Origin of the sequence: Humidesulfovibrio sp. (assembly GCF_031082295.1) — a bacterium.
Lineage (GTDB): Bacteria > Desulfobacterota > Desulfovibrionia > Desulfovibrionales > Desulfovibrionaceae > Humidesulfovibrio.
In genome coordinates this window covers 58,676-83,898 of sequence record NZ_JAVHLD010000007.1, presented here as the reverse complement: position 1 = coordinate 83,898, position 25,223 = coordinate 58,676, and the positions used below count along the sequence as shown (strand labels likewise).

The 25,223-nt window shown below is 67.8% G+C and carries 19 protein-coding genes; 15 read left to right on the top strand and 4 right to left on the bottom strand.

From position 1 onward, the window contains the following. Positions 1-16 precede the first annotated feature (16 nt). From RDU24_RS06075 to RDU24_RS06050, 6 genes are all read left to right on the top strand, one after another. On the top strand, positions 17-2,248 hold the full coding sequence (locus RDU24_RS06075; RefSeq protein WP_308734853.1) for an ATP-binding protein: 2,232 nt from the start codon (positions 17-19) through the stop codon (positions 2,246-2,248). Then, the gene (locus tag RDU24_RS06070) at positions 2,248-3,318 is read left to right on the top strand and encodes a formylglycine-generating enzyme family protein (RefSeq protein ID WP_308734852.1); all 1,071 of its coding nucleotides are present in this window, start codon (positions 2,248-2,250) and stop codon (positions 3,316-3,318) included. Before RDU24_RS06075 ends, RDU24_RS06070 begins: the two co-directional genes overlap by 1 nt. Positions 3,319-3,523: 205 nt before the next feature. Beyond that, positions 3,524-5,026, top strand: coding sequence for a sodium/proton antiporter NhaB (nhaB, locus tag RDU24_RS06065; RefSeq protein ID WP_308734851.1), 1,503 nt, complete (start codon positions 3,524-3,526; stop codon positions 5,024-5,026). 203 nt (positions 5,027-5,229) lie between these two features. Next, positions 5,230-6,534 (top strand): efflux RND transporter periplasmic adaptor subunit, encoded by a 1,305-nt coding sequence (locus tag RDU24_RS06060; RefSeq protein WP_308734850.1) that lies wholly within the window; start codon positions 5,230-5,232, stop codon positions 6,532-6,534. A 9-nt stretch (positions 6,535-6,543) separates the two neighbouring features. Continuing rightward, positions 6,544-9,840: an efflux RND transporter permease subunit gene (locus RDU24_RS06055; RefSeq protein ID WP_308734849.1), complete on the top strand. Its 3,297-nt coding sequence runs from the start codon at positions 6,544-6,546 to the stop codon at positions 9,838-9,840. Positions 9,841-9,992: 152 nt separating this feature from the next. Beyond that, positions 9,993-10,193: a YgaP family membrane protein gene (locus tag RDU24_RS06050; protein WP_308734848.1), complete on the top strand. Its 201-nt coding sequence runs from the start codon at positions 9,993-9,995 to the stop codon at positions 10,191-10,193. Between the two features lie 190 nt (positions 10,194-10,383). Here RDU24_RS06050 and rimO read toward each other — a convergent pair whose 3' ends face one another. Next, complete coding sequence (rimO, locus tag RDU24_RS06045; protein WP_308734847.1) at positions 10,384-11,688, bottom strand: 30S ribosomal protein S12 methylthiotransferase RimO; 1,305 nt, start codon at positions 11,686-11,688, stop codon at positions 10,384-10,386. 143 nt (positions 11,689-11,831) lie between these two features. Here rimO and RDU24_RS06040 point away from each other — a divergent pair, with 143 nt between their 5' ends. The 4 genes from RDU24_RS06040 to RDU24_RS06025 are packed head-to-tail and all read left to right on the top strand — an operon-like array spanning position 11,832 to position 17,304. Continuing rightward, positions 11,832-13,322 (top strand): two-component system sensor histidine kinase NtrB, encoded by a 1,491-nt coding sequence (locus tag RDU24_RS06040; protein ID WP_308734846.1) that lies wholly within the window; start codon positions 11,832-11,834, stop codon positions 13,320-13,322. A gap of 9 nt (positions 13,323-13,331) precedes the next feature. Then, positions 13,332-13,964, top strand: coding sequence for an XTP/dITP diphosphatase (locus RDU24_RS06035; protein ID WP_308734845.1), 633 nt, complete (start codon positions 13,332-13,334; stop codon positions 13,962-13,964). A 20-nt stretch (positions 13,965-13,984) separates the two neighbouring features. Further along, positions 13,985-15,811, top strand: a complete 1,827-nt coding sequence (gene glmS, locus RDU24_RS06030) for a glutamine--fructose-6-phosphate transaminase (isomerizing) (protein WP_308734844.1) — start codon at positions 13,985-13,987, stop codon at positions 15,809-15,811. A 20-nt stretch (positions 15,812-15,831) separates the two neighbouring features. Further along, positions 15,832-17,304 (top strand): sensor domain-containing diguanylate cyclase, encoded by a 1,473-nt coding sequence (locus tag RDU24_RS06025; RefSeq protein WP_308734843.1) that lies wholly within the window; start codon positions 15,832-15,834, stop codon positions 17,302-17,304. Positions 17,305-17,832: 528 nt separating this feature from the next. On the opposite strand, the gene RDU24_RS06020 is transcribed toward RDU24_RS06025, so the two are convergent. From RDU24_RS06020 to rpmB, 3 genes are all read right to left on the bottom strand, one after another. Further along, on the bottom strand, positions 17,833-19,689 hold the full coding sequence (locus RDU24_RS06020; RefSeq protein WP_308734842.1) for a chorismate-binding protein: 1,857 nt from the start codon (positions 19,687-19,689) through the stop codon (positions 17,833-17,835). Between the two features lies 1 nt (position 19,690). Continuing rightward, positions 19,691-20,857 carry a C-GCAxxG-C-C family (seleno)protein gene (locus RDU24_RS06015; RefSeq protein ID WP_308734841.1) on the bottom strand — a complete coding sequence of 389 codons (1,167 nt, stop codon included), beginning with the start codon at positions 20,855-20,857 and terminating at the stop codon, positions 19,691-19,693. Positions 20,858-21,093: 236 nt separating this feature from the next. Further along, a complete protein-coding gene (gene rpmB / locus RDU24_RS06010) occupies positions 21,094-21,309 on the bottom strand; it encodes a 50S ribosomal protein L28 (RefSeq protein WP_308734840.1) in 216 nt (71 codons plus the stop codon). A gap of 179 nt (positions 21,310-21,488) precedes the next feature. Here rpmB and RDU24_RS06005 point away from each other — a divergent pair, with 179 nt between their 5' ends. The 5 genes from RDU24_RS06005 to fabG all read left to right on the top strand — a co-directional run bounded on the left by RDU24_RS06005 (position 21,489) and on the right by fabG (position 25,206). Then, positions 21,489-22,010 carry a YceD family protein gene (locus RDU24_RS06005; protein ID WP_308734839.1) on the top strand — a complete coding sequence of 174 codons (522 nt, stop codon included), beginning with the start codon at positions 21,489-21,491 and terminating at the stop codon, positions 22,008-22,010. A gap of 56 nt (positions 22,011-22,066) precedes the next feature. Next, a complete protein-coding gene (gene rpmF, locus RDU24_RS06000; protein WP_308734838.1) occupies positions 22,067-22,246 on the top strand; it encodes a 50S ribosomal protein L32 in 180 nt (59 codons plus the stop codon). Next, entirely contained in the window at positions 22,239-23,276 is a 1,038-nt protein-coding gene (plsX, locus tag RDU24_RS05995) for a phosphate acyltransferase PlsX (protein ID WP_308734837.1), read from the top strand. Before rpmF ends, plsX begins: the two co-directional genes overlap by 8 nt. An 82-nt stretch (positions 23,277-23,358) precedes the next feature. After that, complete coding sequence (locus RDU24_RS05990; protein ID WP_308734836.1) at positions 23,359-24,357, top strand: beta-ketoacyl-ACP synthase III; 999 nt, start codon at positions 23,359-23,361, stop codon at positions 24,355-24,357. A gap of 105 nt (positions 24,358-24,462) precedes the next feature. Next, positions 24,463-25,206: a 3-oxoacyl-[acyl-carrier-protein] reductase gene (gene fabG / locus RDU24_RS05985; protein ID WP_308734835.1), complete on the top strand. Its 744-nt coding sequence runs from the start codon at positions 24,463-24,465 to the stop codon at positions 25,204-25,206. Positions 25,207-25,223: the final 17 nt, after the last annotated feature.

The window sequence follows — 25,223 nt, the reverse complement described above, 5'->3', positions numbered from 1 at the left end:
GGCCCAGGAAACGATAGTGCGGAACCTCTTCTTCAGCTCCTTGCGCAACAGCCTGCTCACGCTGTCGCTCATCGCCGTGCTCCCGGCGCTGGGGGTCATTCTGCATTCAAGCCTGGAGAACCGCGACCGCGCCCTCAAGGACGCCCAGGCCGAGGCCATGCGCGCCGCCCAGTTCCTGGCCAGCGAGCAGCAGCTCATCACCGTGCGCGCCGAACAGCTGCTCTCCCTGCTGGCCCAGATGCCCCAGGTCAAAAGCCTGGACGGCCCCGCAACAAGCTCGATTTTGCGCAGGCTGCGCAGGCAGAACTCCGTCTTCGCCAACATCGTGGCCGCAGACGCCCAGGGCCGGGTGTTCGGCTCGGCCCTGCACCTGGAGCGCCCCGCCACCCTCAAGCCCGGCCCGCAATTCAGCGCCGCGCTGGAGAGCGGAGAGTTCACCGTGGGCGACTTCGCCCTCGGCCTGCCCGGCTCGCCCCCCGGCCCCCTGCTGCACTTCGCCCATCCCATCACCGGCGCCGACGGCCAGACGCTCGGCCTGCTGGCAACGGCGCTCCGGCCCGACCGCTTCGAGCGCATCTTCGGCGTGGCCTCCCTGCCGCAGGGCTCGGTGCTGTCCATAGCCGACAGCTCGGGCACGCGCCTCTACCGCTATCCCGCCTCGCAGGACACCAGCCCCCCGGGCCAGAAGATCGTCATGGAGCTCTGGAACGAGGTCAGCGGGCCGAAGCACCTGGGCACGGCCACCGTGAACTTCGCCGACGGCGTGCGCCGCATCGTGGCCTACACGCAGCTGCGCCTCCAGCCCGACGCCCAGCCCTACCTCTACATCACCATCGGCATCCCCGAGCACCAGGCCCTGGCGGGAGCCATCGACACCCTGTACCGCGACCTCTCCTTCCTGGCCGGAGCGGCGCTGCTGGCCGTGCTCGTGGCCTGGGTGGTGGGCGGCGTCGTCATCAGCAGGCCCGTGGAGCGGCTGGCCGCCGTGGCCCGGCGCCTGGGCGGCGGCGACCTGGACGCCCGCAGCGGCGCGCCCGAAGAGTTCGGCGAGCTGGCATTGCTGGCCAAGACGCTGGACGACATGGCCGAGGCCTTGTCCGAGGACATCACCGCGCGCGAGGCCGCCGAGGTGGAGGTGCGCAAGAGCGAGGCCCTGCTGCGCATGATCATGGAGGCGCTGCCCGTGGGCGTGTGGATGTCCGACCCCGGCGGGCGCATCCTGTACGCCAACCAGGCCAGCCGCCGCATCTGGGGCTTCGGCCAGGGAACGCCCGACCTGAGCCGGGATCTCCGGGCCTGGCGCCATGACACGGGGGAGGCCCTGCGCGCCGAGGACTTCGTCCTGGCCCAGGCCCTCAACTGGTCCGTCGGCGAGGCCGCCAGCGAAACCGAGCCCGGCCCCACGCAGGTGCTCGACATCCAATCGCCCGACGGGACCGGGCGCGCGGTGGTCCACTGCGCCGCCATCCCCCTGCGCGACGAGGACAGCAACCTGCGCGCGGTCATCGTGGTCATGGAGGACATCACCGAGCGCACCCAGCGCGAGCAGGCCAGGGACAGCGTGGAGCACATCATGCGCCACGACCTGCGCAGCCCGCTGGTGGGCTTCAGCAGCCTGCCCCGGCTGCTGCTCACGCAGCAGAACCTCACCGACGAGCAGCGCGGCTGGATCACCCGGCTCGGCGCGGCAGCTGGGAACATGCTGCGCATCATCGACGCCTACCTGAAGCTTTCGCGCATCGAGCGCGGCGGGCTTGCGCTGGAGCCGGTGCAGGCCGACCTCGTTGAGCTGGCGCTCCAGGCCAAGGAAAACATTGCGCTGCTGCCGCAGCTCAAGGACAGGCACGTGCTGCTGACCCTGAACGGCGAGCAGCTGGCCCCGGACGCGCGGCTTTCCCTCTCCTGCGAGGAGACGCTCTGCTCCACCATGCTCGGCAACCTGCTGAAGAACGCCCTGGAGGCCTCGCCCGAAGGCGGCGTGGTCGAGGTGGACCTGGCCGAAGCGGGCGACGACGCGGTGCGCGTCACCATCCGCAACCAGGGCGAGGTGCCCGCGTCCATCCGCGACCGCTTCTTCGACAAGTTCGTCACCGCCGGGAAGGAGAACGGCACCGGCCTGGGCACCTACTCGGCCCGGCGCATCGCCGAATTCCACGGCGGGGGCGTCAGCCTCGACTGTTCCACCCCCGGCCGGACCACGGTCACGGTGCTTTTGCCCAAGACCCCGCGAACAGGGACCGGGCGCTGATGCAAGCCGCTTCCTTCCTGAAACGCCTGGCCGCTTTGCCGCTGCCCTTCGCCCTGGCCTGCGCCTTGAGCCTGGCCCTGGCGGCCCCTGGCCTGTGCGAAGTCCTGACGGCTCCCGCCCAGGCCAACGCCACCCAGGCCAGCGCAACGCAGGCCAACTCGACGAAGTCCCGCGCCGTCCTCCTCGAACCGGCCCCGCCGGAGTTCCGGCCCGCCCCCGGCGATCCGCGGCCCGGCGCAGCCTGGACCGAGCCCAAGACCGGCATGACCTTCCTCTGGGTGCCCACGGGCTGCTTCGTCATGGGCAGCCCGGAGACAGAGCCGGAGCGCAATCCGGACGAAGGCCCGCAGCACCAGGTCTGCCTGACCGGCTTCTGGCTGGGCAAGACCGAGGTCACCCAGGGCCAGTGGAAGGCCGTCATGGGCAAGAACCCCTCGCTCATCGCCAACGGCGACGACTACCCCGTGGACGGGGTTTCCTGGGAAATGGCCAAGGAGTACGCCGCGGCCCTGGGCAAGAAGACCGGCCAAAGCTTCCGCCTGCCCACCGAGGCCGAATGGGAATACGCCGCGCGGGCGGGCACCACCACGGCCTACGCCTTCGGCGACACCATCAGCCAGGACCAGGCCTGCTTCGAGAAGCGCTTCAGCCTGCCCGCGGACCTGCCCTCCGCAAAGCGCAAGTCCCGCAAGTCGCGACGCAAGGTGGCAAGGCCAAAGCCCCGCATCTGGCCCAACATGCACACCAACGTCACCGCCAGCTTCCGGCCCAACGCCCTGGGGCTGCACGACATGCACGGCAACGTCTGGGAATGGTGCCAGGACGTGTACGCCGGGCAGTTCTACTCCAACTCCACGCTGGCCAATCCCGTGAGCGGCGGCGAGGGCGAATCGCGCGTGCTGCGTGGCGGCTCCTGGGTCACCAAGGCCTCGACCCTGCGCTCGGCCAACCGCAGCAGGGGCTGGCCCGACCTGCGCACCCCCTTCTACGGCCTGCGCCTGGTGCGCCCCAAGGCCCCCGACAAGGACAAGGCCGACAAGGACAAACCGGCCAGAATTTCCAATCGTTGAGGTCTCCGCTTGCCGGCACGAGCGGTTGCCTCATCCCCCGCCGCTGGCGCGCGGCCTGCCCATCGGGCTGCGCGCCAGCGGTTCTCCCTGAAAAGCACCCACTGGCGCAACGCGACAAAGCCAGTTATAAACGTGAGCGCCAAGCCCCCGGCGGGGCAGCCTCCCGCCAGGGCATATCAACACCCAACCCCCCCGGAGAACAACAATGCAGCGCAACTTGGCCCAGGCCTTCCAGTCGAACCTGCTCGGCAACGCGCCACGCTGGTACAAACTCGCCATCCTGGGCTTTCTGGTCCTGAACCCGATTCTGCTCCACACCGCCGGGCCGTTCATCGCCGGCTGGGCGCTCATCCTCGAGTTCATCTTCACCCTGGCCATGGCACTAAAATGCTACCCCCTGCCCGCGGGAGGCCTGCTGACCATTGAGGCCGTCGCCCTGGGCATGGCCAGCCCGCAGACCGTCTACAACGAGACCCTGCACAACTTCCCGGTGATCCTGCTGCTCATGTTCATGGTGGCGGGCATCTACTTCATGCAGGACATGCTGCGCTACGTGTTCACCAAGATCCTGGTGCGCATGCGCTCCAAGACCCTCATCTCGCTCATGTTCTGCGTGGCCGGGGCCGTGCTCTCGGCCTTCCTCGACGCCCTCACCGTGGTGGCGGTCATCATCACCGTGGCCTACGGCTTCTACGACCTGTACCACCGCCACGTCTCCGGCGCGGGCGAGAAGCGCTGCCTGCTCGAAGAGGAGGCCTTCAACCAGTCCGCGCGCGACGACCTGAAGAACTTCCGCGGCTTCCTGCGCAACATCATGATGCACGGCGCGGTGGGCACGGCGCTCGGCGGAGTGTGCACCCTGGTGGGCGAGCCCCAGAACCTGCTGATAGGCAGCGAGATGGGCTGGAACTTCGTGCAGTTCTTCCGGCACGTGGCGCCGGTGTCGCTGCCGGTGCTGGCCGTTGGGCTCTGCACCTGCGTGATGGTGGAGCGCTTCAAGCTCTTCGGCTACGGCTTGGAGATGCCCATCAACGTGCGCAAGGTGCTGGTCGACGAGGCCGCCAAGCGCGACGCCAAGCTCGACGACCGCGGCCGCATGAGCCTCCTGGTTCAGGCCGCGGCGGGCATCTGGCTGGTTGTGGCCCTGGCCTTCCACCTGGCCGAGGTCGGCCTCATCGGCCTGTCGGTCATCATCCTGCTGACCTCGCTCAACGGCGTCACCGACGAGCACCGCATCGGCAACGCCTTCAAGGAGGCCCTGCCCTTCACCGCGCTGCTGGTGGTGTTCTTCGGCGTGGTGGCCGTGATCCACGAGCAGCACCTGTTCAAGCCCATCATCGACATGGTGCTGGCCTTGAGCGGCCGCACCCAGCTTGCGGCCTACTACCTGGCCAACGGGCTGCTCTCCATGATCAGCGACAACGTGTTCGTGGCCACGGTGTACATCTCGGAGACCAAGAAGGTCTTCGACGCCGGGCTCACCGGCATGACCCGCGAGCAGTTCGAGCTCCTTGCCGTGGCCATCAACACCGGCACCAACATCCCCAGCGTGGCCACGCCCAACGGCCAGGCGGCCTTCCTGTTCCTGCTGACCTCCTCGCTGGCGCCGGTGATCCGGCTCTCCTACGGGCGCATGGTGGTGCTGGCCCTGCCCTACACGGTGACCATGACCATCACCGGGCTCATCGCCACCTGGTTCATGATCTAGCCTGAATCCTCCCGGCCCGGGCCGCGCATCCGAACAACGGGTGGCGGTCCGGGCCGTTTCCCGGCAGCTTCCCGGCGCCCGCCATTTCCGACCAATCACGTCATTTTCCGCCCCATCCTTGACGCCCCCCCCCCTGCTGAGTAGAAATACGTAAGCTTCCCCAGCCCTGGCGCCTGCCGTCGAACATGCAGCGAGGAGGGCCCATGCCCCAGCGTAAGAAGATTTTCGTCCCGGCCCTTCTCCTGGCCGCCGCGCTTCTGGCCTCGGCCTGCGGCGGCGGTGACAAAGCCCCAGAGCCCCAGACCGTCAGCGCGCCCACCGCGCGCGTGGCCCTGTTCGACGCCCGCGAGTGCCGCAGCCTGCCCGGCGAGGTGCGCTCCCAGAACAGCGTGGTGCTCTCCAGCAAAATCTCCGGCACCGTGGTCGAGGTCATGGCCGCCGAGGGCGCCGTGGTCGAGAAGGGCCAGCCCATCCTGCGCATCGACGACACCGAGCTCAAGCAGCGGGTGCAGGCCGTGCAGTCCACGGCCCAGCAGGCCGGGCTGGAGCGCCAGGCGCTCACCGCGCGCTCGGCCCTGGCCAAGGTCAACCTGGAGCGCATGCAGAAGCTCTTCGCCCAGCAGGCCATCAGCCAGGACGAGCTGGACCGCGCGCGCACGGAGCATCAGGCCCTGAAGAAGCAGGAACAGGCCCTGGCCGCCAGCGCGGCCTCCGCCGGGCACATGGGGGCCGAGGCCAAGAGCCTGCTGGGCTACAGCCTCATCACCGCTCCCTTCAGGGGCGTGCTTTCGCGCCGCTTCGTGGACCAGGGGGCCTTTGTGAACGCGGGCGCGCCCCTGGCCTCCGTGGACGAGATGGCCCCCGGCGGCGACGCCCAGGGCGGCTACGAGATCGAGGCCCAGGCCGACGAGAGCATGCTGCCGATGGTCAGCGTGGGCATGCAGGTGCTGGGGCTGGTGCCCTCGCTCTCGCACGCGCCCTTCGTCACACGGCTGACCACCGTCGTGGGCCGCGTGGACCCGGCCACCCGCACCTTCAAGCTCCGCGCCGACTACAAGGCCCCCGCGCCCGCCCCGGCGGACACTCCTCAAGACAACGCCACCCAGGCCGACGCGACGCAGGACTCCGGCCGGAACATCCGGCCCCGGGCGGGCATGTTCGGCAAGGTCTGCGTGCCCGTGGCCCGCGCCAAGAAGCTGCTTGTCCCGGCGGGCGTCATCCGCCAGCAGGGCGAGCTGACCACGGCGCTGGTGGTGGACGAGAAGGGCGTGCTGCGCCTGCGGCTGGTGAAGCTCGGCGGAGCCTACCTCAAGGCCGAGCTGGACGGCCAGAGCTACATCGTGCAGGCCCAGACCGAGGCGCTGCCGGAAAGCGGCAGCCAGGCGAACGCCGCGGACGTCTCCGGCACCATGGTGGAGGTGCTCTCCGGCCTTGTGGAAGGCGAAACCGTGGTCGTGGGCGGCCCGGCAACCCTGCGCGAAGGCGACCGCCTCGCGGCCAAGCGCTAGGACCGGGCCATGAACGCACCCGGCGAAAGCCCGGACGAGGGCCTGATCTCCCGCATCACCGCAAGCTTCGTGAGCTCCAAGCTCGTGCCGCTCATCATCCTGGGCTCGCTGCTCCTGGGCGTGTTCGCCGTGCTGCGCACCCCGAGCGAGGAGGAGCCGCAGATCATCGTGCCCATGATCGACGTCATGGTGGAGATGCCCGGCGCCACGCCCAAGGAGATCGAGACCCGCGTCGTCGGCCCCATGGAGAAGCTGCTCTGGGAAATCCCCGGCGTGGAGTACGTCTACTCCACGGCCATGGACGGCAAGGCGCTGACCATCGTGCGCTTCTACGTGGGCCAGGACACCGAGAAGAGCGTGGTCAAGACCTACGCCAAGCTCTACCAGCACCTGGACTGGATCCCGCCCGGCTGCTCCCAGCCCATCCTGAAGCCGCGCAGCATCGACGACGTGCCGGTGCTGGCCGTGAGCTTCCACGGCGACGGCTTCGACGGCCGCGCCCTGCGCCAGGTGGCCGCCGAGGCCGCCGAGGCCGTGCGCACCCTGCCCGGCGTCAGCGAGGTCACCCTCACCGGCGGTCGCACCCGCAGCGTCACGGTGGACGCCGACCCGGACCGCCTGCGGGCGCTGGGGCTCGACGCCCTGGACGTGGCCGACGCCCTGCGCGCCCAGAACCAGGCCGCCCAGAGCGGGGCCTTCACCAGCGGCGGCGAGAGCTTCGGCGTGCGGCTGGACAGCTTCCTCAAGACCCCGGACGACGTGGGCCGCGTGGTGGTGTCCATGCGCCAGGGCAGGCCCGTGTACCTGGGCGACGTGGCAAAAGTGCGCGACGGCTTCCTGGAGCCCACGGACTACGTGTTCTTCGCGCCCGGGGCCAAGGCCGCGGCCAAGGGCATCAAGGAGTCGCCGGGGCGGCTGTTGCCCTCGGTGACCTTGAGCGTGGCCAAGCGCGCCGGGGTCAACGCCACGCAGCTCTGCGACGACGCCCTGAAAAAGATCGAAACCCTGCGCGGCCGCGTCATCCCGGCCAGCCTGCACACCACCGTGGTGCGCGACTACGGCCAGACAGCCAAGCACAAGAGCGACGAGCTGCTCCAGCACCTGCTCCTGGCGGCCATCTCGGTGGGGGCCATCGTGGCGCTGTTCCTGGGCCTGCGCGCCAGCTGGGTCATCATGGTGGCCGTGCCGGTGACGCTGGCGGTGACGCTGGCCACCTACTGGTTCCTGGGCTACACCCTGAACCGCGTGACGCTCTTCGCGCTCATCTTCTGCATCGGCATCCTGGTGGACGACCCCATCGTGGACGTGGAGAACATCGTGCGCCACACGCGGCTGCCCGGCTCCCAGGGCAGGCCGTTCGCGCGCATCATCATCGAGGCCGTGAACGAGGTGCGCGCCCCCCTGGTGCTGGCCACCTTCACGGTCATCGCGGCCATCATGCCCATGGGCTTCGTGGGCGGACTCATGGGGCCGTACATGCGGCCCATGCCCGTGGGCGCAAGCGTGGCCATGCTGCTGTCCATGGCCGTGGCCTTCGTCATCACCCCCTGGACCTCGCTTCGGCTGCTCAAGCCCGCCGAGGCCCACGAGCACGAGAAGCACGACGACCGCTTCACCCAACTCTACCGCAAAATCATGCGCCGGCTCATCACCGAGCCGGGCTACCGCAGGCGCTTCCTGCTCTCCGTGGGCGGGCTGCTCGTGGCCTCCATCGCGTTGTTCCCGCTCAAGGCCGTGCTGGTGAAGATGCTGCCCTTCGACAACAAGAGCGAGTTCGAGGTGGTCATCGACATGCCCGACGGCACGCCGCTGGAAGCCACGGCCAGCGCCGCCGAGCAGCTCTCACGCGTCATCCTCGACCAGCCCGAGGTCACCGACGCCCAGATTTACGCAGGCACCGCCGCGCCCTTCTCCTTCAACGGCCTGGTGCGCCACTACTATCTGCGCCAGGGACCAGGCGTGGCCGAAATCCAGGTCAACCTGACGGACCGCGGCAAGCGCAGCGCCTCCAGCCACCAGATCGCCGGGCGCACCCGCCAGGCCATGCTGCCCATCGCCGAGAAGCTGGGCGCGCGCATCAAGGTGGTGGAGGTGCCGCCCGGACCGCCGGTGCTCCAGACCCTGGTGGCCGAGATCTACGGCCCCACCCAGGCCGGGCGCGAGGCCGTGGCCCGGCAGGTGAAGCAGGTCTTCGCCTCCACCAAGAGCGTGGTGGACGTGGACTGGCTGGTGAACGACCCCAGGACCGAGACGCGCATCAACGTGCAGACGGACAAGGCCCTCAAGAACGGGGTGGACCCGGAGCGCGCGCGGCGCGTCATCGCCGCCTCCATCGGCGGGGAGCGGGCCGGGCTGCTGCACGACGTGAATTCCCGCGAGGACGTGCCCATCGTGGTGCGCCTGCCGGTTTCGCGCCGGGCCTCGGTGGCGGAGCTGGCGGCCATCCCGGTGCGCGGCTCGCTCTCCGGCGGGGGCGCGGCGGTCGTCTCGCTGGGGCAGCTAGCCACGCTGGAGCAGGCCGTCACGCCCGGGAACATCTACCACAAGAACATGCTGCCCGTGGTCTACGTCACCGGCGACATGGCCGGACGCGAGGAAAGCCCGGTGTACGGCATGGCGCGCATGGACACGGCCCTGGACGAGCTGGCCGCCAAGGGCCAGGGCGCGTGGCAGACCTCGGCCTCCGACAGGCGCGAGCTGCCGCGCCTGCGCACCGGCATGCCCTTTTCCAGCGCCGACTTCAGCATGAAGTGGGACGGCGAGTGGCAGATCACCTACGAGGTCTTCCGCGACATGGGCCTGGCCTTCGGCGTGGTCATGATCCTCATCTACATCCTGGTGGTGGGCTGGTTCGGCTCCTACACCACGCCCATCGCCATCATGTCGCCCATCCCGCTCTCGCTCATCGGCATCATCCCGGCGCACGCCCTCTCCGGCTCGTTCTTCACCGCCACCAGCATGATCGGCTTCATCGCCGGGGCGGGCATCGTGGTGCGCAACTCCATCATCCTGGTGGACTTCATCAACCTGAAGCGCGGCGAGGGGTTCAGCCTGGAGGACTCGGTCATCGAGGCCGGGGCCGTGCGCTTCCGGCCCATGGTGCTCACCGCGCTGGCCGTGGTGGCCGGGGCCTTCGTCATCCTGTTCGACCCCATCTTCCAGGGCCTGGCCATTTCGCTTTTGGCCGGAGAGATCGCCGCCACGCTGTTCTCGCGCATGGTGGTGCCGGTGATGTACTACCTGGACCAGTACCGGCACGAGCACCCTGCCGGGGGAGAAGAGGCCCCCGGCGGCCAAAGGACCTGAGGCCCGTTGGAAACCCCGCGGGGCCTGGGCCGCGGCGACGAAGGCGGAAGCCTTGGCCGGGCGTCGGCAATGCGCGCGGGGTTGCCCAATTTTCAAGAGGCTGTGTCGCATGGCGGGAAGTCGCCCCAACCCTGTAACCGCTGGAGGTGGGCATGAAGCCGAACGTTGGTGGAATCGACAAGATCTTGCGCATTGTCGCCGGGGTCGTCCTGCTCTCCCTCGTCTTCGTCCTGAAAACCGAGGACGGGCTGTGGTGGTGGGGACTCATCGGCATCGCGCCGCTGGCCACGGGCCTCATGGGCCACTGCATGCTCTACACCCTGCTCGGCATCAGCACCTGCCCGACGAAATAGGCCCGCACACGCCGAAAGGGCTGGATCAGGTTCCCCCCGATCCAGCCCTTTCCTCACATCGCGGGGGGCACAGGCTGCTCCCCCTGGCGGCGGCGCGGCAGGCCACCCGGCAATTCTTGCGCACGCGGCGGACAGTCTAGAAATTATCTGGAAAATTTTGCCGGGTGCGGTCAGCGGAACGTCTCCCGCCTTACGCCAGCGCCACCAGGTCGTAGCTCTGGGCCTGCTCGATGTCGGCCAGGACCATCTTGCCGGGCTTGACCTTGGGGCCGCTCACGTATGTCACGCCGTCCACCTCCGGGGCCTGGAACCACGCGCGACCCACGTGCAGGCCCGGCCACTCCGGGCTCGGCTCCTCCACCAGCACCTCCAGGCGGGAACCCACCAGGGCGGACAGGCGCTCGCGGCTGATGGACTCCTGCAGCTTCATGAGGGCGTTCTTGCGCCGGGTCTTGACGCCCTGGGCCACCTGGCCCGGAAGCGCCGCCGCCGGGGTGCCCTCTTCCTGGTGATAGGGAAACACGCCCAGGTGCGCGAACCGCGTGCGCTGCACAAAGGCTTTCAGGGCCTTGAAGTGCGCGTCGGTCTCGCCGGGGTAGCCCACGATGAGGCTGGTGCGCAGGGCGGCCTCGGGGAAGTGCTTGCGCACGCGCTCGATGACCAGGGAGGGGTCCTTGGCGAAGGGGCGGCCCATGGCGGACAGGATGTCCGGGTGGGCGTGCTGCAGGGGGATGTCGAAATAGGGCAAAAGGGGCTGGCCCAGGCCCGCCATGTGCTTGAGCAGCCCGTCGGTGAGGCCCGCCGGGTACAGGTACATGAGCCGCAGCCACTTGAGCCCCTTGATGGGCATGAGCCGGTCCAGCAGGTGCTTCAGGCCGTCCTTCAGGCCCAGGTCGTGGCCGTAGGAGGTCACGTCCTGTCCCACGATGACCAGCTCGCGCACGCCGCCCTGCTCCACCAAAAGCCGCGCCTCGCGCTCCAGCTCGTCCAGGGGGCGGCTCACATGCTTGCCGCGGATGCTCGGAATGGTGCAGAAGGCGCACTTGTGGGAGCAGCCCTCGCTGACCTTGAGATAGGCGTAGGCGGGGCCGGTGCTCAGGCGGCGCGGCCCCAGCGCCTCGAGGTTCTTCCTGCCCAGGGCGGCGCCCACCAGGCCGGGCCAGCTGGCCAGCTCGCGGGTGGAGAGCCAGAGGTCCACCTCGGGCAGGTCGGCTGCGAGGTCGGCCTGGCCATAGCGCGAGACCAGGCACCCGGCGACGGCCACGGTGGGGCGCGGGTCGGCCTCGGCGGCGTCGCGGATGGCGGCCAGGATGGTCTCGATGGACTCCTCCACCGCCGGACGGATGAACCCGCAGGTGTTGATGAGCACGAGGTCAGAACCGGCGACGTCCTCGGCCGGGGTGAAGTTGCGGCCCAGCACCCCGAGCAGGCGCTCGGTGTCCACGCGGTTTTTCGGGCAGCCCAGGCTGATGGTGTGCACGCGGACTTTGGACATCTGGTTTCCTTTGCGCTTCTGCGGGATTACGGTGTATTACAAAAATTGAAGTAACGAGGTGTTGCGCTTTGCAAAAACTCCTGTAGGATAGCCCTACGTCTTTGCTGCGAGGCCGCCCTCACGGCGCAAGGAGCAACAGCATCATGGTCGAATCGTTGCGGGCTGAGAAGCCATACCGCATAGGCATCATCGGCGACAAGTCGTCGCTGGTGCCTTTCTGGGAGCTTTTCGCCAACCTGGGCAACGAGCGCATCCTCGGCAATCTCGGCCTGATGGCCCTGGCCCTGCACGACCAGGCCCCCGCGGGCGAGCGGCTCTCCGCCACCCTGGGCCTTCCCGTCTTTGCGAGCTGGGAAGAGATGCTGAAGGCCCACCCCGAGCTGAACATGGTCATCGAGACCACGGGCCGCGCCGAGCTGATCCACGAGCTGCGCTTGGGCCTGCCGGACGCCGTGGCCCTGGTGGAGCGCGCGGCGGCCAGCTTCTTCCTGCGCCTGCTCTCCTCCGACCAGATGTGGGTGGCCTGCAAGATCGACCTGCTGCACACCCAGACCCTGCTGAAGAACGTCATCGACCAGCTCAAGGAGGAGATCGTCCTCACCGACCAGGCAGGCCTGGTGCTGGACTGCAACAAGGCCGTGCTGGAGCGCTCGGGCCTTTCCAAGGCCGGCATCGCCGGGCGGCACCTGCGCGAGCTGTTCAGCCCGTCCGAGACCGTCACCGGCAACGGCGGCGGAGAGCCCAGCGCCCCGTCGCCCCTTGAGGAGGCCATCGCCACCCGCCAGACGGCCGAGGCCACCCTGGCCCAGGTGGATGACGACGGCCGCATGCACTACGTGCGCGAATACATCTACCCCATCATGGATGACGGCGGCAACCTTGCGAGCCTGTTGTGCATCCGCCGCGACATCACCAGCCGCACCCAGATGGAGCTGCGCCTGCAGCAGTCCGAGCGGCTGGCCTCCATCGGCGAGATGTCCACCTACATCGCGCACGAGATCAGAAACCCGCTCTTCGCCATCAGCGGCTTCGCCAACCAGCTCCTGCGCGACGCCCCGGACGAGAAGAGCAAGGAGAAGCTCGGCATCATCGTGGCCGAGTCGCGCCGGTTGGACGGCATCCTGAAAAGCATCCTGAATTTCGCCCGCCCAACGGAGTCCGCGCCGGGCCTGGCCGACGTGAACGACATCGTGCGCGGCACCATGGAGCTCATGGGCATGGCCTGCGAGAACCAGGGCATCGAGCCCATCCTGGCCCTGACCGAGGACATCCCCCTGGTCAAGGCCGACCCGGAGCTCATCAAGCAGGGCCTCATCAACCTGGTCAAGAACGCGGTGGAGGCCATGCCGTCGGGCGGGCTTCTCATCGTGCGCACCGGCCTGGCGCCGTCCCACGTGTTCCTGGAGGTGGAGGACACCGGCGTGGGCATCCCCCCGGAGCTGCGCGACAAGGTCTTCAGCCCCTTCTTCAGCACCAAGGGCAAGGGCTCCGGCCTGGGCCTGGCCATGATCAAGAAGTTCCTCGACGACATGGGCGGCACGGTCGACCTGACGAGCATCCCAGGAGAGGGCACCCGCGTGACCCTGCTCCTGCCCCCGCATCTGGCGGTTGCGAAACCGGAGGCAACCGGGTAAACTCCCGGCATGCCAGAGAAGCACACACCCCCCGCCAACACCGTAGTCCTGGCCACCAGAAACAAGGGCAAGGTCGCCGAACTCGAGGCCCTGCTGGCCGGATACGGCCTGCACGTCGTCGGCCTGGACGCCTTCGCCCACATCGGCGAAATCGAGGAAACCGGCACCACCTTCGCCGAGAACGCGCGGCTCAAGGCCCGCACCGTGGCCCAGGCCACCGGGCTTGTGGCCCTGGCCGACGACTCCGGCCTGGCCGTGGACGCCCTTTCCGGCGCGCCCGGCGTGTACTCCGCCCGCTATTCCGGCGAAAACGCCACCGACGCCACCAACAACGCCAAGCTGCTCGACGCCCTGAAGGACGTGCCCGAGAGCGGGCGCGGCTGCCGCTTCCACAGCGTGGTGGCGGCGCATGCGCCGAACGGCGCCGAGGCGCTGGCCGAAGGCCGCTGGGAAGGCCGAGTGCTGGAGCGCCCGCGCGGGTCGGGCGGCTTCGGCTACGACCCCCTGTTTCTGGACCTGGAGCTGGGCAAAAGCGCTGCCGAGCTCGCCCCCGCCGAAAAGAACGCGCGCTCGCACCGGGGCCAGGCCCTGCGCGCCCTCTTGAATGACTGGCCCGCCTTCTGGGCCAAGGCCTCGGCCTAAACAATACGACGGAGCAAATCATGTGCGGCATCATCGGCTACTGCGGGCATCGCCCGGCTGTCCCCCTCGTGATGGAGGGCCTGGGCCGTCTTGAATATCGCGGCTACGACTCCGCCGGGGTCAGCTTCATCCAGGCGGGCACGCTCTCGGTGCTGCGGGCCGAGGGCAAGCTCTCGAACCTGGCGCAGAAACTCGCCACCATGAACGTGTTTTCCGCCACCACCGGCATGGGCCACACCCGCTGGGCCACCCACGGCGTGCCCGTGGAGCGCAACGCCCACCCCCACCGCGACCACGAAGGCCGCCTGGCCATCATCCACAACGGCATCATCGAGAACTACGAAGCCATCAAGACCGAACTGCTGGCCAAGGGCTACGAGTTCCGCTCCGACACCGACTCCGAGGTGCTCGTGAACCTCATCGCCGAATGCCTGAAGGGTACCGGCGGCGACGTCATGAGAGCCTTGTCCCAGGCGCTTGGCCGGGCCGAGGGCGCCTACGCCATTGTGCTCATGAGCGCGGACCACCCCGGCACCCTGTGGGCCACCCGCGTGGCCAGCCCGCTGGTCATGGGCGTGGGCACCGGCGAGAACTTCCTGGGCTCGGACATACCGGCCTTCCTGCCCTACACCCGCGACGTGGTCTTCCTGGAGGACGGCGAGCTGGTGCGCCTCACGGCTTCGAGCTGGGAGGTCTTCCGCACCGACACCCTGGAGCCGCTCAAGAAGGAAGTCCACCGCATCAACTGGGACGTGCAGGCCGCCGAGAAGGGCGGCAACAAGCACTTCATGCTGAAAGAAATCTTCGAGCAGCCCAAGGTCATCCGCGACTGCCTGCTGGGCCGCATCGACGCCGCCACCGGCCAGGTGCGCCTGCCGGAGCTGGACCAGCTTCCCGTGCCCGAGCGCCTGCACATCGTGGCCTGCGGCACCAGCTACCACGCCGGGCTGTGGGGCCTCTACCTGCTGGAAAAGTACGCCAAGATACCGGTCCAGGCCGAAATCGCCTCGGAGTTCCGCTACCGCGACCCCATCCTGCCCGCGGGCGGCGTGGTGCTGGCCATCAGCCAAAGCGGCGAGACCATGGACACCATGGCCGGCATCAAGCTGGCCAAGAGCCGCGGCCTGCCGGTCATCGGCCTGTGCAACGTGGTGGGGTCGAGCATCTCGCGCGAGTCCGACTACGTGGTTTACAGCCAGGCCGGGCCGGAGATCAGCGTGGCCTCCACCAAGGCCATGTGCAGCCAGCTGGCCGCCCTGCTGCTCTTGACCCTGTACTGGGGCCGACGCAATGGCGCCATGACCGAGGCCGCCTGCGCCGAGATGGTGCGCGAGCTTTTGACCTTGCCGAAAATCCTCGAGGACGCCCTGCCCTCCCTGCGCGAAGAGGCCCTGCGCCTGGCCAAGCACTTCGCCGAGACGACCAGCTTCCTCTACCTGGGGCGCGGGCCGTCGTTCCCGCTGGCCCTGGAGGGCGCGCTCAAGCTCAAGGAAATCAGCTATATCCACGCCGAGGGCTACGCCGCGGGCGAGATGAAGCACGGCCCCATCGCGCTCATCGACCCGCGCTTCCCCACCTTCGCCATCGCGCTGGACGACGAGTTCTTCCCCAAGGTCAAGAGCAACCTGGTGGAGGTGCAGGCGCGCGCGGGCGAAATCGTGGCGCTCACCAACGAGGGCGTGGACCTGAAGGTGGAGCACCCCTGGATATTGCCCCGCGCCACCGGGCCGCTGTCGGCCTTCCTGACCCTGCCTGCCCTGCAGCTCTTCGCCTACGAGATGGCCGACTACCTGGGCAAGGACGTGGACCAGCCGCGCAACCTGGCCAAAAGCGTCACTGTGGAGTAGCGCCCAGGATGGAAACCAGGATGCCGAGTCCCAAGCCTTCAGCACGGAACGCCTCAATCCCCAGAAAGCGGGTTCTGCTGCTGGGGTTGAGCCTGCTCTTGTGCGTGGGCTTCTTCAGCACCACCCTCATCAGCTACCATGTCTCGCGCAGCTCCATCCGCGAATCCATCCTGACCCAGGAACTGCCGCTGACCTCGGACAACATCTACTCCGAGATACTGAAGGACCTGGTGCGGCCGGTGTTCATCTCCTCCATGATGGCCAGCGACACCTTCCTGCGCGACTGGACCCTGCGCGGCGAGCGCGACCCCTCGGAGATGGTCCGCTACCTGCGGGAGATCATGGCCCGCTACGGGGCCTTCACCAGCTTCTTCGTGTCCGAGGCCACGCGCAACTACTACCACCCCTCGGGGGTGCTCAAGACCGTGCACGAGGACGAGCCGCTGGACGCCTGGTACTTCCGCGTGCGCAGGCTCATGGAGCCCTACGAGATCAACGTCGACCCTGACCTGGCCAACCGCAACCTGTTGACCATCTTCATCAACTACCGGGTGCTGGACTACCGGGGAAACTTCCTGGGCGTCGCCGGAGTGGGGCTGGCCATGGACTCCGTGCGCAGCGCGCTCAGGGCCTACCAGCAGCGCTTCGGCCGCACCATCAGCTTCGTGGACACAACGGGGCGCATCGTGCTCTACGGCAACGGCGAGGGCATGGAAGCGGGAAACATCGACGAGGTACCCGGCCTGCGCGACCAGGCCCGCCTGATCCTGGCCCAGGGCGCTGGCAGCTACCAGTATGTCCGCAACGGCGACACGCACCTGCTCAACGTGCGCTTCATCCCGGAACTCAAGTGGTTTTTGTTCGTGGAGAAGACCGAGGGCGAGGCCCTGGCGGGCATCCGCCACACCCTGTACGTGAACCTGGCCGTGTGCGCCTTCGTGACCCTGCTGGTGGTGGGCATCACCGGGCTGGTCCTGAGCCGCTACCAGGTGCGCATGGAGGAGCTGGCCACCACGGACAAGCTCACCGGCCTGCTGAACCGCCAGTCGCTGGACGTGCTGCTGCACCAGGCCATTACCCGCGCCCGGCGCGCAGGCACTCCGCTGTCAGTGCTGCTGGCCGACGTGGACCATTTCAAGTCCATCAACGACACCTACGGACATCTGGTGGGCGACGAGGTCTTGAGGCGCGTGGCCGCGAACCTGCGCGAGCACCTGCGCGAGTCGGACACGGTGTGCCGCTGGGGCGGCGAGGAATTCCTGATGATCGTGCAGGACTGCGACGCCACCGCGGCCCTGCTGCTGGCCGAAAAGCTGCGCAAGGCCATCGCCGACAACCTCGACCTGGCTGAGCGGACCACGGGCCAGGTGACGATGAGCCTGGGCGTGGCCGAGCTTCAGCCCAAGGAATCCGCGGAGACGCTGGTGGGCAGGGCCGATGCGGCCATGTACGCGGCCAAGGACGCCGGGCGCGACTGCGTGCGGCTGGGCTGATACGTGTGAATTGCAGTCAAGAATGGGAACAATTTATGGGTATTTTTCAGATCATCGGATACTTAGCGCTTTTTGTTTTGGTCATTTTTATGGGGTGCTGGATTAATCTTACTATCCTTTTCAATGTATATTCAAAAGCAGATGTTTATAACATAGACAAAACATCCCTCTCAGAAAAAATATTTATATGCATTTTGCTGGCTATTTTTGCATTAACTGTACGCCTTCCATTCGACATTCTTTATTCAATAAACAAAATGCCAACGTTGACGTTAAAAGAATATGGTTCAGTGCTCGGATTTTTCGGGACTATCCTATTCTTCCTAACTGACTCCAATCTCTTCAATGACAGTAATTCGAGCAAAGCTCACAACCCTGAAGTTTATACTCTAATATCAAGTCGTATTACTAAATACTGTGGCATCTGGTTAGCAGCATTTGGACTGCTCCTGCAAATCATTAGAGATCATTCCTCATAAACCGTCACAGCATCGCTTAACGTAAAGCATAGTTCACCTCCACGTCGACCTACCCCGCCACCTCGCACTCCATCCACCCGCGCACCGAGTTCACCAGCCAGATGCGCTCCGCCCGCAGCACGTCGGCGGGGGTGACGACCCGCTCCCGCACCACCCCGCGCGCGAGCAGGCGCTCGCGGAACACCCCCGGCAGCAGCCCGCTGGACACCGGCGGCGTCACCAACCCTTCCTGAAGCTTCAGCACCAGGTTCGCCCGCGTGGACTCCGTGACCTCGCCGCGCTCGTTGACCAGGAGCGCGTCGTCGCAGCCCGGCCCGCCTGGGCCGGAGCAGGCGGACTTGAGCGCGCGGTCGTAAAGTTCCCGGCGCGTCGTCTTGTGGCGCAGCAGCTCGTCGCCGGAGTCCACGGCCTCGCGGGCGAAGCCCAGGCGCAACCGGGGCGCTCGGCCGCCCGCTATGGGGGCGGCCTCGGCCATGAGCAGGCCATCGCGGGCGCAGGTGAGCCGGGCCTTGTAGCGGCCGGACAGGGAGTTCTGCGGCGGATGGGAGCGGGCCAGGGCCATCAGGGTCTCGCGCGCCGCCGCCTCGTCCAGGGCGAAGCCGAAATGCGCCGCCGAGCGCTTCAGCCGCGCCAGATGTGATTCCAGCAGCGGGTAGCGGCCGCGCACCAGAAGCAGGGATTCCAGCAGCTCGAAATCGCTCTCCGGCGGAATCAGAAAGCGCATCTTGGTCAGGCACTCGGCGTACTCCGAGGCGGCCTCGGAATCATGCGTCACGCCGCCCCCGACCCCGAAGCGGGCCAGGCCGGTGGCGCGGTTGAGCACCAGGGTGCGGATGGGCACGCTGAAGGCCATGCGCCCTTCGGAAGACGGGCTGCCCGGCTCCAGCAGGCCTATGGCCCCGCAGTAGAACCCGCGCGGGTAGGGCTCCAGCTCGCGCAGGAGCTGCATGGTGCGCACCTTGGGCGCGCCGGTGACGGACCCGCAGGGGAACAGCGCGGCAAGCAGCTCGGCCAGGCCGACGCCCTCCTTCAGGGTGGCCCGCACGTCCGAGGTCATCTGGAACAGCGTGGGGTACTCCTCCACGTGGAACAGCCGGGGCGTGCGCACGCTGCCGGGCTTGGCCACGCGGCCCAGGTCGCTGCGCAGCAGGTCCACGATCATGACGTTCTCGGCGCGGTTTTTGGGGCTCTCGGCCAGGGCCTTGCGCAGGGCCGCGTCCTCCGCCTTCGTCGCCCCGCGCGGGGCGGTGCCCTTCATGGGCCGGGTCAAGGCCTCGCGCCCGCGAGCGCCGGGGGTGACGCGGAAAAACAGCTCCGGCGAGAGCGACAGCACCCGGTGCCTGCCCATGTCCAGCCAGGCGCAGAAGCCACCGGCCTGGGCCCGCGCGAGCTCGGCGAACCAGGCGCGGTCGCCGTCCCCGCCAGCGTCGCCCCTTGCGTCGGCATCCCCTTCCAGGCCGGCGAAGCCGCACTCAAAGGGCATGGTGTAGTTGGCCTGGTAGGTCTCGCCGTCCGCGATCTCGCGCTTGAGCCGGGCGAAGCTCTCGGCATAGGACCGGGGCTCGATCAGCGCGCGCCACGGACCGGGGGTGTACGCGCCGGGCTCGGCCTTCCGCCCTGCCTCCAGCGGCCACGGGCCCTCGTGGCTGGCGGCCCAGACCAGGGGCGAGCCGGGCTCCGGCGGGTGGACCGAGAGGGCCGCGTCAAAGGCCGGGGCTGCCTCGTAGGCCAGGGCCAGCACCACCCAGCATCCCGCGCGTGACTGTTCCTCGGCCCAGTCCACCACGCCGAGCACCCCGTCCAGGGTCTCTGCCCGGCGCACGGCGATGGGCGCGCCGAAGCGCAGGCTTGCGCCCCAGCCGCTCCCGTCTGGCGTGGCGTCGAGGAATATGGCGCGGCCTTCCATGTCAGCTGCTCCGGTGCGTCTCCGCCAGGGCCGGATGCTCCGCCAGCATGCGCGCCACCTGCGCCGCCGCGGCCTCCACCACAGGCAGGCAGACCCGCTGCTTGGCCTCGGTGTCGCGGAAGCAGCGCTGGCCCTCGGGCGTGCCGAGATCACAGCCCGTGAGGCCCAGGCAGTCCTCCGCCGGGAAGGTGGCGCGGAAATACTCCAGATATTCCTGCACAGCCGCGTAGGCCGGGTCCAGGGATTCGCGGCCCGAGCCGCGCCCCAGGGCCAGCCCAAGGGCCATGACCCCGCCGGAAAGCGCCCCGCACGGCCCGGAGGTGCGCGCAAGCCCGCTGCAAAAGCCCGTGGCCAGGCGTGGAATCAACGGCGAGGACACGCCCAGGGCCTCGCTCACGGCCAGAAGCACGGACTCGGCGCACAGCAGCGGCGCGGCATCCGCGAAGAAGGACCGCGCCCGCGCGCCCACGGCGGAAGGATCGGCCAGGCCGGACGCCCGGACCAGAGGCCTGCGGGCGTGGGCGACGAAGATGGAGACCTGCGCCTGGGAATTTTCCCCGCAGGGGTCGGCGCAGGAGCTGGCGCAGCAGTTCTCGCCCAGGCAGTCCACCTTGGCCTCGGCCAGACCGGCGGCGCGCAGCCAGGCCTCCACGTCGGCGCGGGCGAAGCCGGGCCAGCGGTCGTGGTGCTCGGTGAGCAGGAAGTCGAAGGTGTGGCTGTCCAGGTCGGTGATGACCACGCGCCCGCCGGGCCGCACCACCCTCGCCATCTCGGCGATGGCCCTGGCCGGGTCGTCCACGTGGTGCAGGAACATGTTGGAGAAAACATAGTCCACCGAGGCGTCCGGCAGGGGCAGGGCCTCGGCCTTGCCTTCCAGAAGGGTGACGCGCCCACTGGCGGAAAACTTCGCGCGCAGCTCGGCGAGCATCTGCGGCGACTGGTCGATGGCGACCACGGACAAACCGGCGCCGAGCAGGGCCTCGGTGAGAAAGCCGGTGCCCGCGCCCAGATCGGCGGCGGTGCGTACGACCGGCTGGCGGCCGTGCGCCGCCTCGGCCCCGATTCCGGCGAGTTCAAGCGCGCGCACGCGCACGGCCTCAGGAAAGAATCCTGCGCGCAGCCGGTCCCAGTCTCCGGCCACCTGGGCGAAATATTCTTGGCTCGACATGTCCCCCTCCTTATCTAATAGGCGCCGCCCATGCAGCGCCCTGCGTCCACGTCTTGCATATGCCAGAGACGCGGGCCAAGGTCCAATGGCGACTTCGGAAGGAGGCGTTCAGAATTCCTGATGACCGACAGGAAGGGCGGGGAGGGCAGGGTGGCGGACGCGAAAAAAGAACCCCGGATCTCTCCGGGGCTCTTTCGCAGGCCGTCGGCCTGGCTCGGCAAGCTGAGGCGTTGGGCCTAAGCGGCAGGGATGACGCGAACGGGAGGCTTGACCACGGCGCCGCTGCGGATGCAGCGGGTGCAGGCGCGCAGGGCGCGGACTTCACCGGAGGGCAGCAGGGCGCGGACGCGCTGCAGGTTCGGCAGGAAACGCCTTCTGGTGCGGTTGTTGGCGTGGCTCACGTTGTTGCCGGAGCTGGGGTGCTTACCGCAGATATCGCAGGTCTGGGACATATTGGAATCCTCCTGAAACTAACTGGCTCTGTCAGTGCGCGAAAAAGCCGCGCAGGCCTGAAACCGGGCTCCCCGGCATCAGGGAAGAGGACTTGTAGCCCCGACCACGGAAAAACGCAAGTGCTTTTTTCTTGACAAACAAAAACCCATGCGGATAGAGATGCGGCCTGCGAGGCGATATGTTTGAACTCTGGATAGCGCTGAAGGACATCCCGGCCGAGGGCCGGGAATTTCATTTCACGGACCAGTCCCTGTGGACCGGCCCGATGCGCGAGCTCGGCCTTCCGGTCAAACCCGGCAAGGATTTCGAGGCCAGCATGTTCATCACCCCGCAGGATGACGGCTTTCTCGTGTCCGGGAGCTTTTCCGGGTCGGTCATGGCCGCCTGCGGCCGCTGCGCCGAGGAATTCGAGATTCCGCTGTCCGGCGAGTTCGACAGTTTCGAGGAGCCCCGCTCCAAGGACGACGACCCCCTGGACGAGTGTCGCATCCGGCGCGCCAAGGGCGTGCTCGATCTCGACGCGAGCGGCTATCTCTGGGAGCAGTTCATGCTGGCCCTGCCGGAGAGCCCCCTGTGTGCCGAGGACTGCAAGGGCCTGTGCCCCAAGTGCGGTGTGAACCGCAACCAGGAAACCTGCGGCTGCGTCCAGGACACGGGCGATCCAAGGCTTGCGGTCCTGCGCAATTTGAAGATACAATAGCCCGCGCGCCGGAGGAGTCCCTCCCCCGCTCGGCAAGCATAAATAAGGAGTGCCTCATGGCCTTACCGAAGAAAAAGACCTCCAAGTCCCGCAAGAACATGCGTCGCGCCCACGACCACTGCGCCACGCCCAACGTTGTTCTGTGCAAGTGCGGCGAGCCCGTGCTCTCGCACCGCGCCTGCTCCGCCTGCGGCAACTACAAGGACCGCCAGGCCGTCAGCACCGCGAATGCCTGAGACCCCGCCCCGCATCGCCGTTGATGCCATGGGGGGGGACATAGGCCCCCGCATCAACGTTGCTGCAGCCGTTCAGGCCGCCCGCGAAGGCATCCGCATCACCCTTGTCGGCGATGCGGATGTCCTGCGTGGCGAACTTTCGCGCCTGGAAGCCCCAGCCAGCCTGCCCATCGACATCGTCCACGCCTCCCAGGTGGTGGAGATGAAGGAGAAGCCTTCCGACGCCCTGCGCCGCAAGAAGGACTCCTCCATCCAGGTGGCTTGCCAGCTGGTGAAGGAAGGCAAGGCCGACGGCGTGGTCAGCGCCGGAAATTCCGGGGCCTCCGTGGCCTGCGGCATCTTCGTGCTTGGCCGCATCAAGGGTGTGGAGCGCCCGGCGCTCGCCACCATCATGCCCACGGAAAAGGAGCCCGTCGTGCTCATCGACGTGGGCGCCAACGTGGACTCCAAGCCCTTCCACCTGGCCCAGTTCGGCATCATGGCCGACGTGCTCGCCCGCGACGTGCTCGGCGTGGAAAAGCCCCGCGTGGGCCTGCTTTCCATCGGCGAGGAAGAGGGCAAGGGCAACGTCATGGTCAAGGAGGCGTACGACCTCCTCAAGCGCACCTCGCTCAACTTCGTGGGCAACGTCGAGGGCCGCGACATCTTCACCGGCGACCTGGACGTGGCCGTGTGCGACGGCTTCGTGGGCAACATCTGCCTGAAGCTCTCCGAAGGGCTGGCCAGGTCCTTCGGCCGGGTCCTGAAGCGCGAGCTCAAGCGCCACATGCTCTCGCGCATGGGGGCCGCCCTTTCCATGCGTTCGCTCAAGAATTTCGCACAGATGATGGACTACGCCGAGTATGGCGGAGCGCCGCTTCTGGGGCTCAAGAGCATCCTCATCGTCTGCCACGGTTCAAGCAACCTCAAGGCCGTGACCAACGCCATCCGCATGGCCGCGACCTATGTGGAGCGCAAGTCCCACGAGCATCTGGCGGCGGAGCTTACCGCCCACACGGAACTCGCGCAGTTCAGCAGGCACAAGGCCTGATGCGCCCCGGCCCGGCGCCCCAAAGGCCGGACCGAGGATAACCGCCGGTAAGCACCGGCAAACACCACACCGAGCGAGCCCCATGACAACATCCTGCATCATCCGCGGACTGGGACACTGTGTGCCGGAGAAGCGTCTCACCAACGCCGACCTTGAGCGCATGTGCGACACCAACGACGAGTGGATCACCACCCGCACGGGCATCAAGGAACGGCGCATCGCCTCTGCCGGGGAGACCACCGTCAGCCTCTCGCACCAGGCCGCCCTCAAGGCGCTGGCCAATGCGGGCATCGCGGCCGAGGAACTGACCCACATCCTGGTGGCCACCTTCACCCCGGACGCCTACATCCCCTCCGCCGCGTGCATGCTGGCCGACCGCCTGGGCATCAAGGGCCGCACGTGCATGGACATTTCCGCCGCCTGCTCCGGCTTCCTCTTCGCCATTGAGACGGCGCGGGCCTTCGTGTGCCTGCACCCCGAGGCCAAGATCCTGGTCACCGCCGCCGACGTGGTCTCCTCCCGGGTGGACTACTCCGACCGCAGCATCTGCGTGCTCTTCGGCGATGGCGCGGGCGCGGCGGTCATCACCGGCGCGGGCGCCGACTTTCCGACCGGCAGCGGCCGCGTGCTCGATGTGCTGCTGGCCACCGACGGCTCGGCCAACGACCTCCTGACCGTCAAGGGCGGCGGCTCCGGCTCGCCCGTGAAGCCCGGCGAAACCGTGGGCCGCAGCTTCTTCGTGGAGATGAACGGCCGCGAAGTATACAAGTACGCGGTGCGCGCCATGAGCGGCATCTGCCAGACCATGATGGCCAAGCACGGCCTGAACAATGACCAGATCGACGTGTTCATCCCGCACCAGGCCAACATGCGCATCATCGACGCAGTGGGCAGCCGCATGGAAATGCCCGCCGAGAAAGTCTTCACCAATGTTCAGAAATACGGCAACACCTCCGCCGCGTCGGTGATCATCGCCCTCTCCGAGGCGCGCGAGGAAGGCTTCGTCAAGGACGGTGACATGGTGCTGCTGAGCACCTTTGGCGGCGGGTTCACCTGGGGCTCGGCCCTGGTCCGCTTCTAGAACCAAGGCGCCGCGCTGGCCTGCGGACGTTTGCAGTCCGGCGCGAATTCGGGTAATGGCGAGCGATCAACTCGGCGGAAGAATCCGCCGCGAGCGAGGGATAACATGAGCGACTTGCCCAAGGTTGCGCTGGTCACGGGCGGTTCCCGCGGCATCGGCCGCGCCTGCGCCGAAAGGCTGGCCAAGGACGGCTTCGAGGTCTACCTGACCTACGTCAGCAGGCCCGAGGAGGCCGAAAAGGTCGTTGCCGCCATCAACGAGGCCGGCGGCGAAGCCAAGGCCTTCCGCCTGGACGCCTCCAACCGCGAGGCCATGACGGCCTTTTTTGCCGAGGAAATCAAGGACAAGGTCAGCCTTGAGGTGCTGGTGAACAACGCCGGCATCACCAAGGACGGCCTGCTGATTCGCATGAAGGACGAGGACTGGGACCGCGTCATCCAGGTGAACCTGACCGGCGCCTTCGCCTGCCTGCGCGAGGCCGCCAAGATCATGGTCAAGCAGCGCCGGGGCCGCATCGTGAACATCGCGTCCGTGGTCGGGCAGATGGGCAACGCGGGCCAGGCCAACTACGTGGCCGCCAAGGCGGGCCTGATCGGGCTCACCAAGAGCGCCGCGCGCGAGCTGGCCAGCAGGGGCATCACGGTGAACGCCGTGACCCCCGGCTTCATCCAGACCGATATGACCGCCGAATTGCCGGAAGCCATAGTTTCAAAAATGCTGGAGAACATTCCCCTTGGCCGCCTGGGCGGACCCGAGGACATCGCCAGCGCCGTCTCGTTCCTTGCGGGCGAGGGCGCAGGCTACGTCACGGGCCAGATCCTGGCTGTCAATGGCGGCATGTACATGTAACCATCACGTCAAAAACA

Coding starts and splice junctions, on each gene's coding strand:
- RDU24_RS06070 (WP_308734852.1), top strand. CDS start 2,248: ATGCAAGCCGCTTCCTTCCTGAAACGCCTGGCCGCTTTGCCGCTGCCC.
- nhaB (WP_308734851.1), top strand. CDS start 3,524: ATGCAGCGCAACTTGGCCCAGGCCTTCCAGTCGAACCTGCTCGGCAAC.
- RDU24_RS06060 (WP_308734850.1), top strand. CDS start 5,230: ATGCCCCAGCGTAAGAAGATTTTCGTCCCGGCCCTTCTCCTGGCCGCC.
- RDU24_RS06055 (WP_308734849.1), top strand. CDS start 6,544: ATGAACGCACCCGGCGAAAGCCCGGACGAGGGCCTGATCTCCCGCATC.
- RDU24_RS06050 (WP_308734848.1), top strand. CDS start 9,993: ATGAAGCCGAACGTTGGTGGAATCGACAAGATCTTGCGCATTGTCGCC.
- rimO (WP_308734847.1), bottom strand. CDS start 11,688: ATGTCCAAAGTCCGCGTGCACACCATCAGCCTGGGCTGCCCGAAAAAC.
- RDU24_RS06040 (WP_308734846.1), top strand. CDS start 11,832: ATGGTCGAATCGTTGCGGGCTGAGAAGCCATACCGCATAGGCATCATC.
- RDU24_RS06035 (WP_308734845.1), top strand. CDS start 13,332: ATGCCAGAGAAGCACACACCCCCCGCCAACACCGTAGTCCTGGCCACC.
- glmS (WP_308734844.1), top strand. CDS start 13,985: ATGTGCGGCATCATCGGCTACTGCGGGCATCGCCCGGCTGTCCCCCTC.
- RDU24_RS06025 (WP_308734843.1), top strand. CDS start 15,832: ATGCCGAGTCCCAAGCCTTCAGCACGGAACGCCTCAATCCCCAGAAAG.
- RDU24_RS06020 (WP_308734842.1), bottom strand. CDS start 19,689: ATGGAAGGCCGCGCCATATTCCTCGACGCCACGCCAGACGGGAGCGGC.
- RDU24_RS06015 (WP_308734841.1), bottom strand. CDS start 20,857: ATGTCGAGCCAAGAATATTTCGCCCAGGTGGCCGGAGACTGGGACCGG.
- rpmB (WP_308734840.1), bottom strand. CDS start 21,309: ATGTCCCAGACCTGCGATATCTGCGGTAAGCACCCCAGCTCCGGCAAC.
- RDU24_RS06005 (WP_308734839.1), top strand. CDS start 21,489: ATGTTTGAACTCTGGATAGCGCTGAAGGACATCCCGGCCGAGGGCCGG.
- rpmF (WP_308734838.1), top strand. CDS start 22,067: ATGGCCTTACCGAAGAAAAAGACCTCCAAGTCCCGCAAGAACATGCGT.
- plsX (WP_308734837.1), top strand. CDS start 22,239: ATGCCTGAGACCCCGCCCCGCATCGCCGTTGATGCCATGGGGGGGGAC.
- RDU24_RS05990 (WP_308734836.1), top strand. CDS start 23,359: ATGACAACATCCTGCATCATCCGCGGACTGGGACACTGTGTGCCGGAG.
- fabG (WP_308734835.1), top strand. CDS start 24,463: ATGAGCGACTTGCCCAAGGTTGCGCTGGTCACGGGCGGTTCCCGCGGC.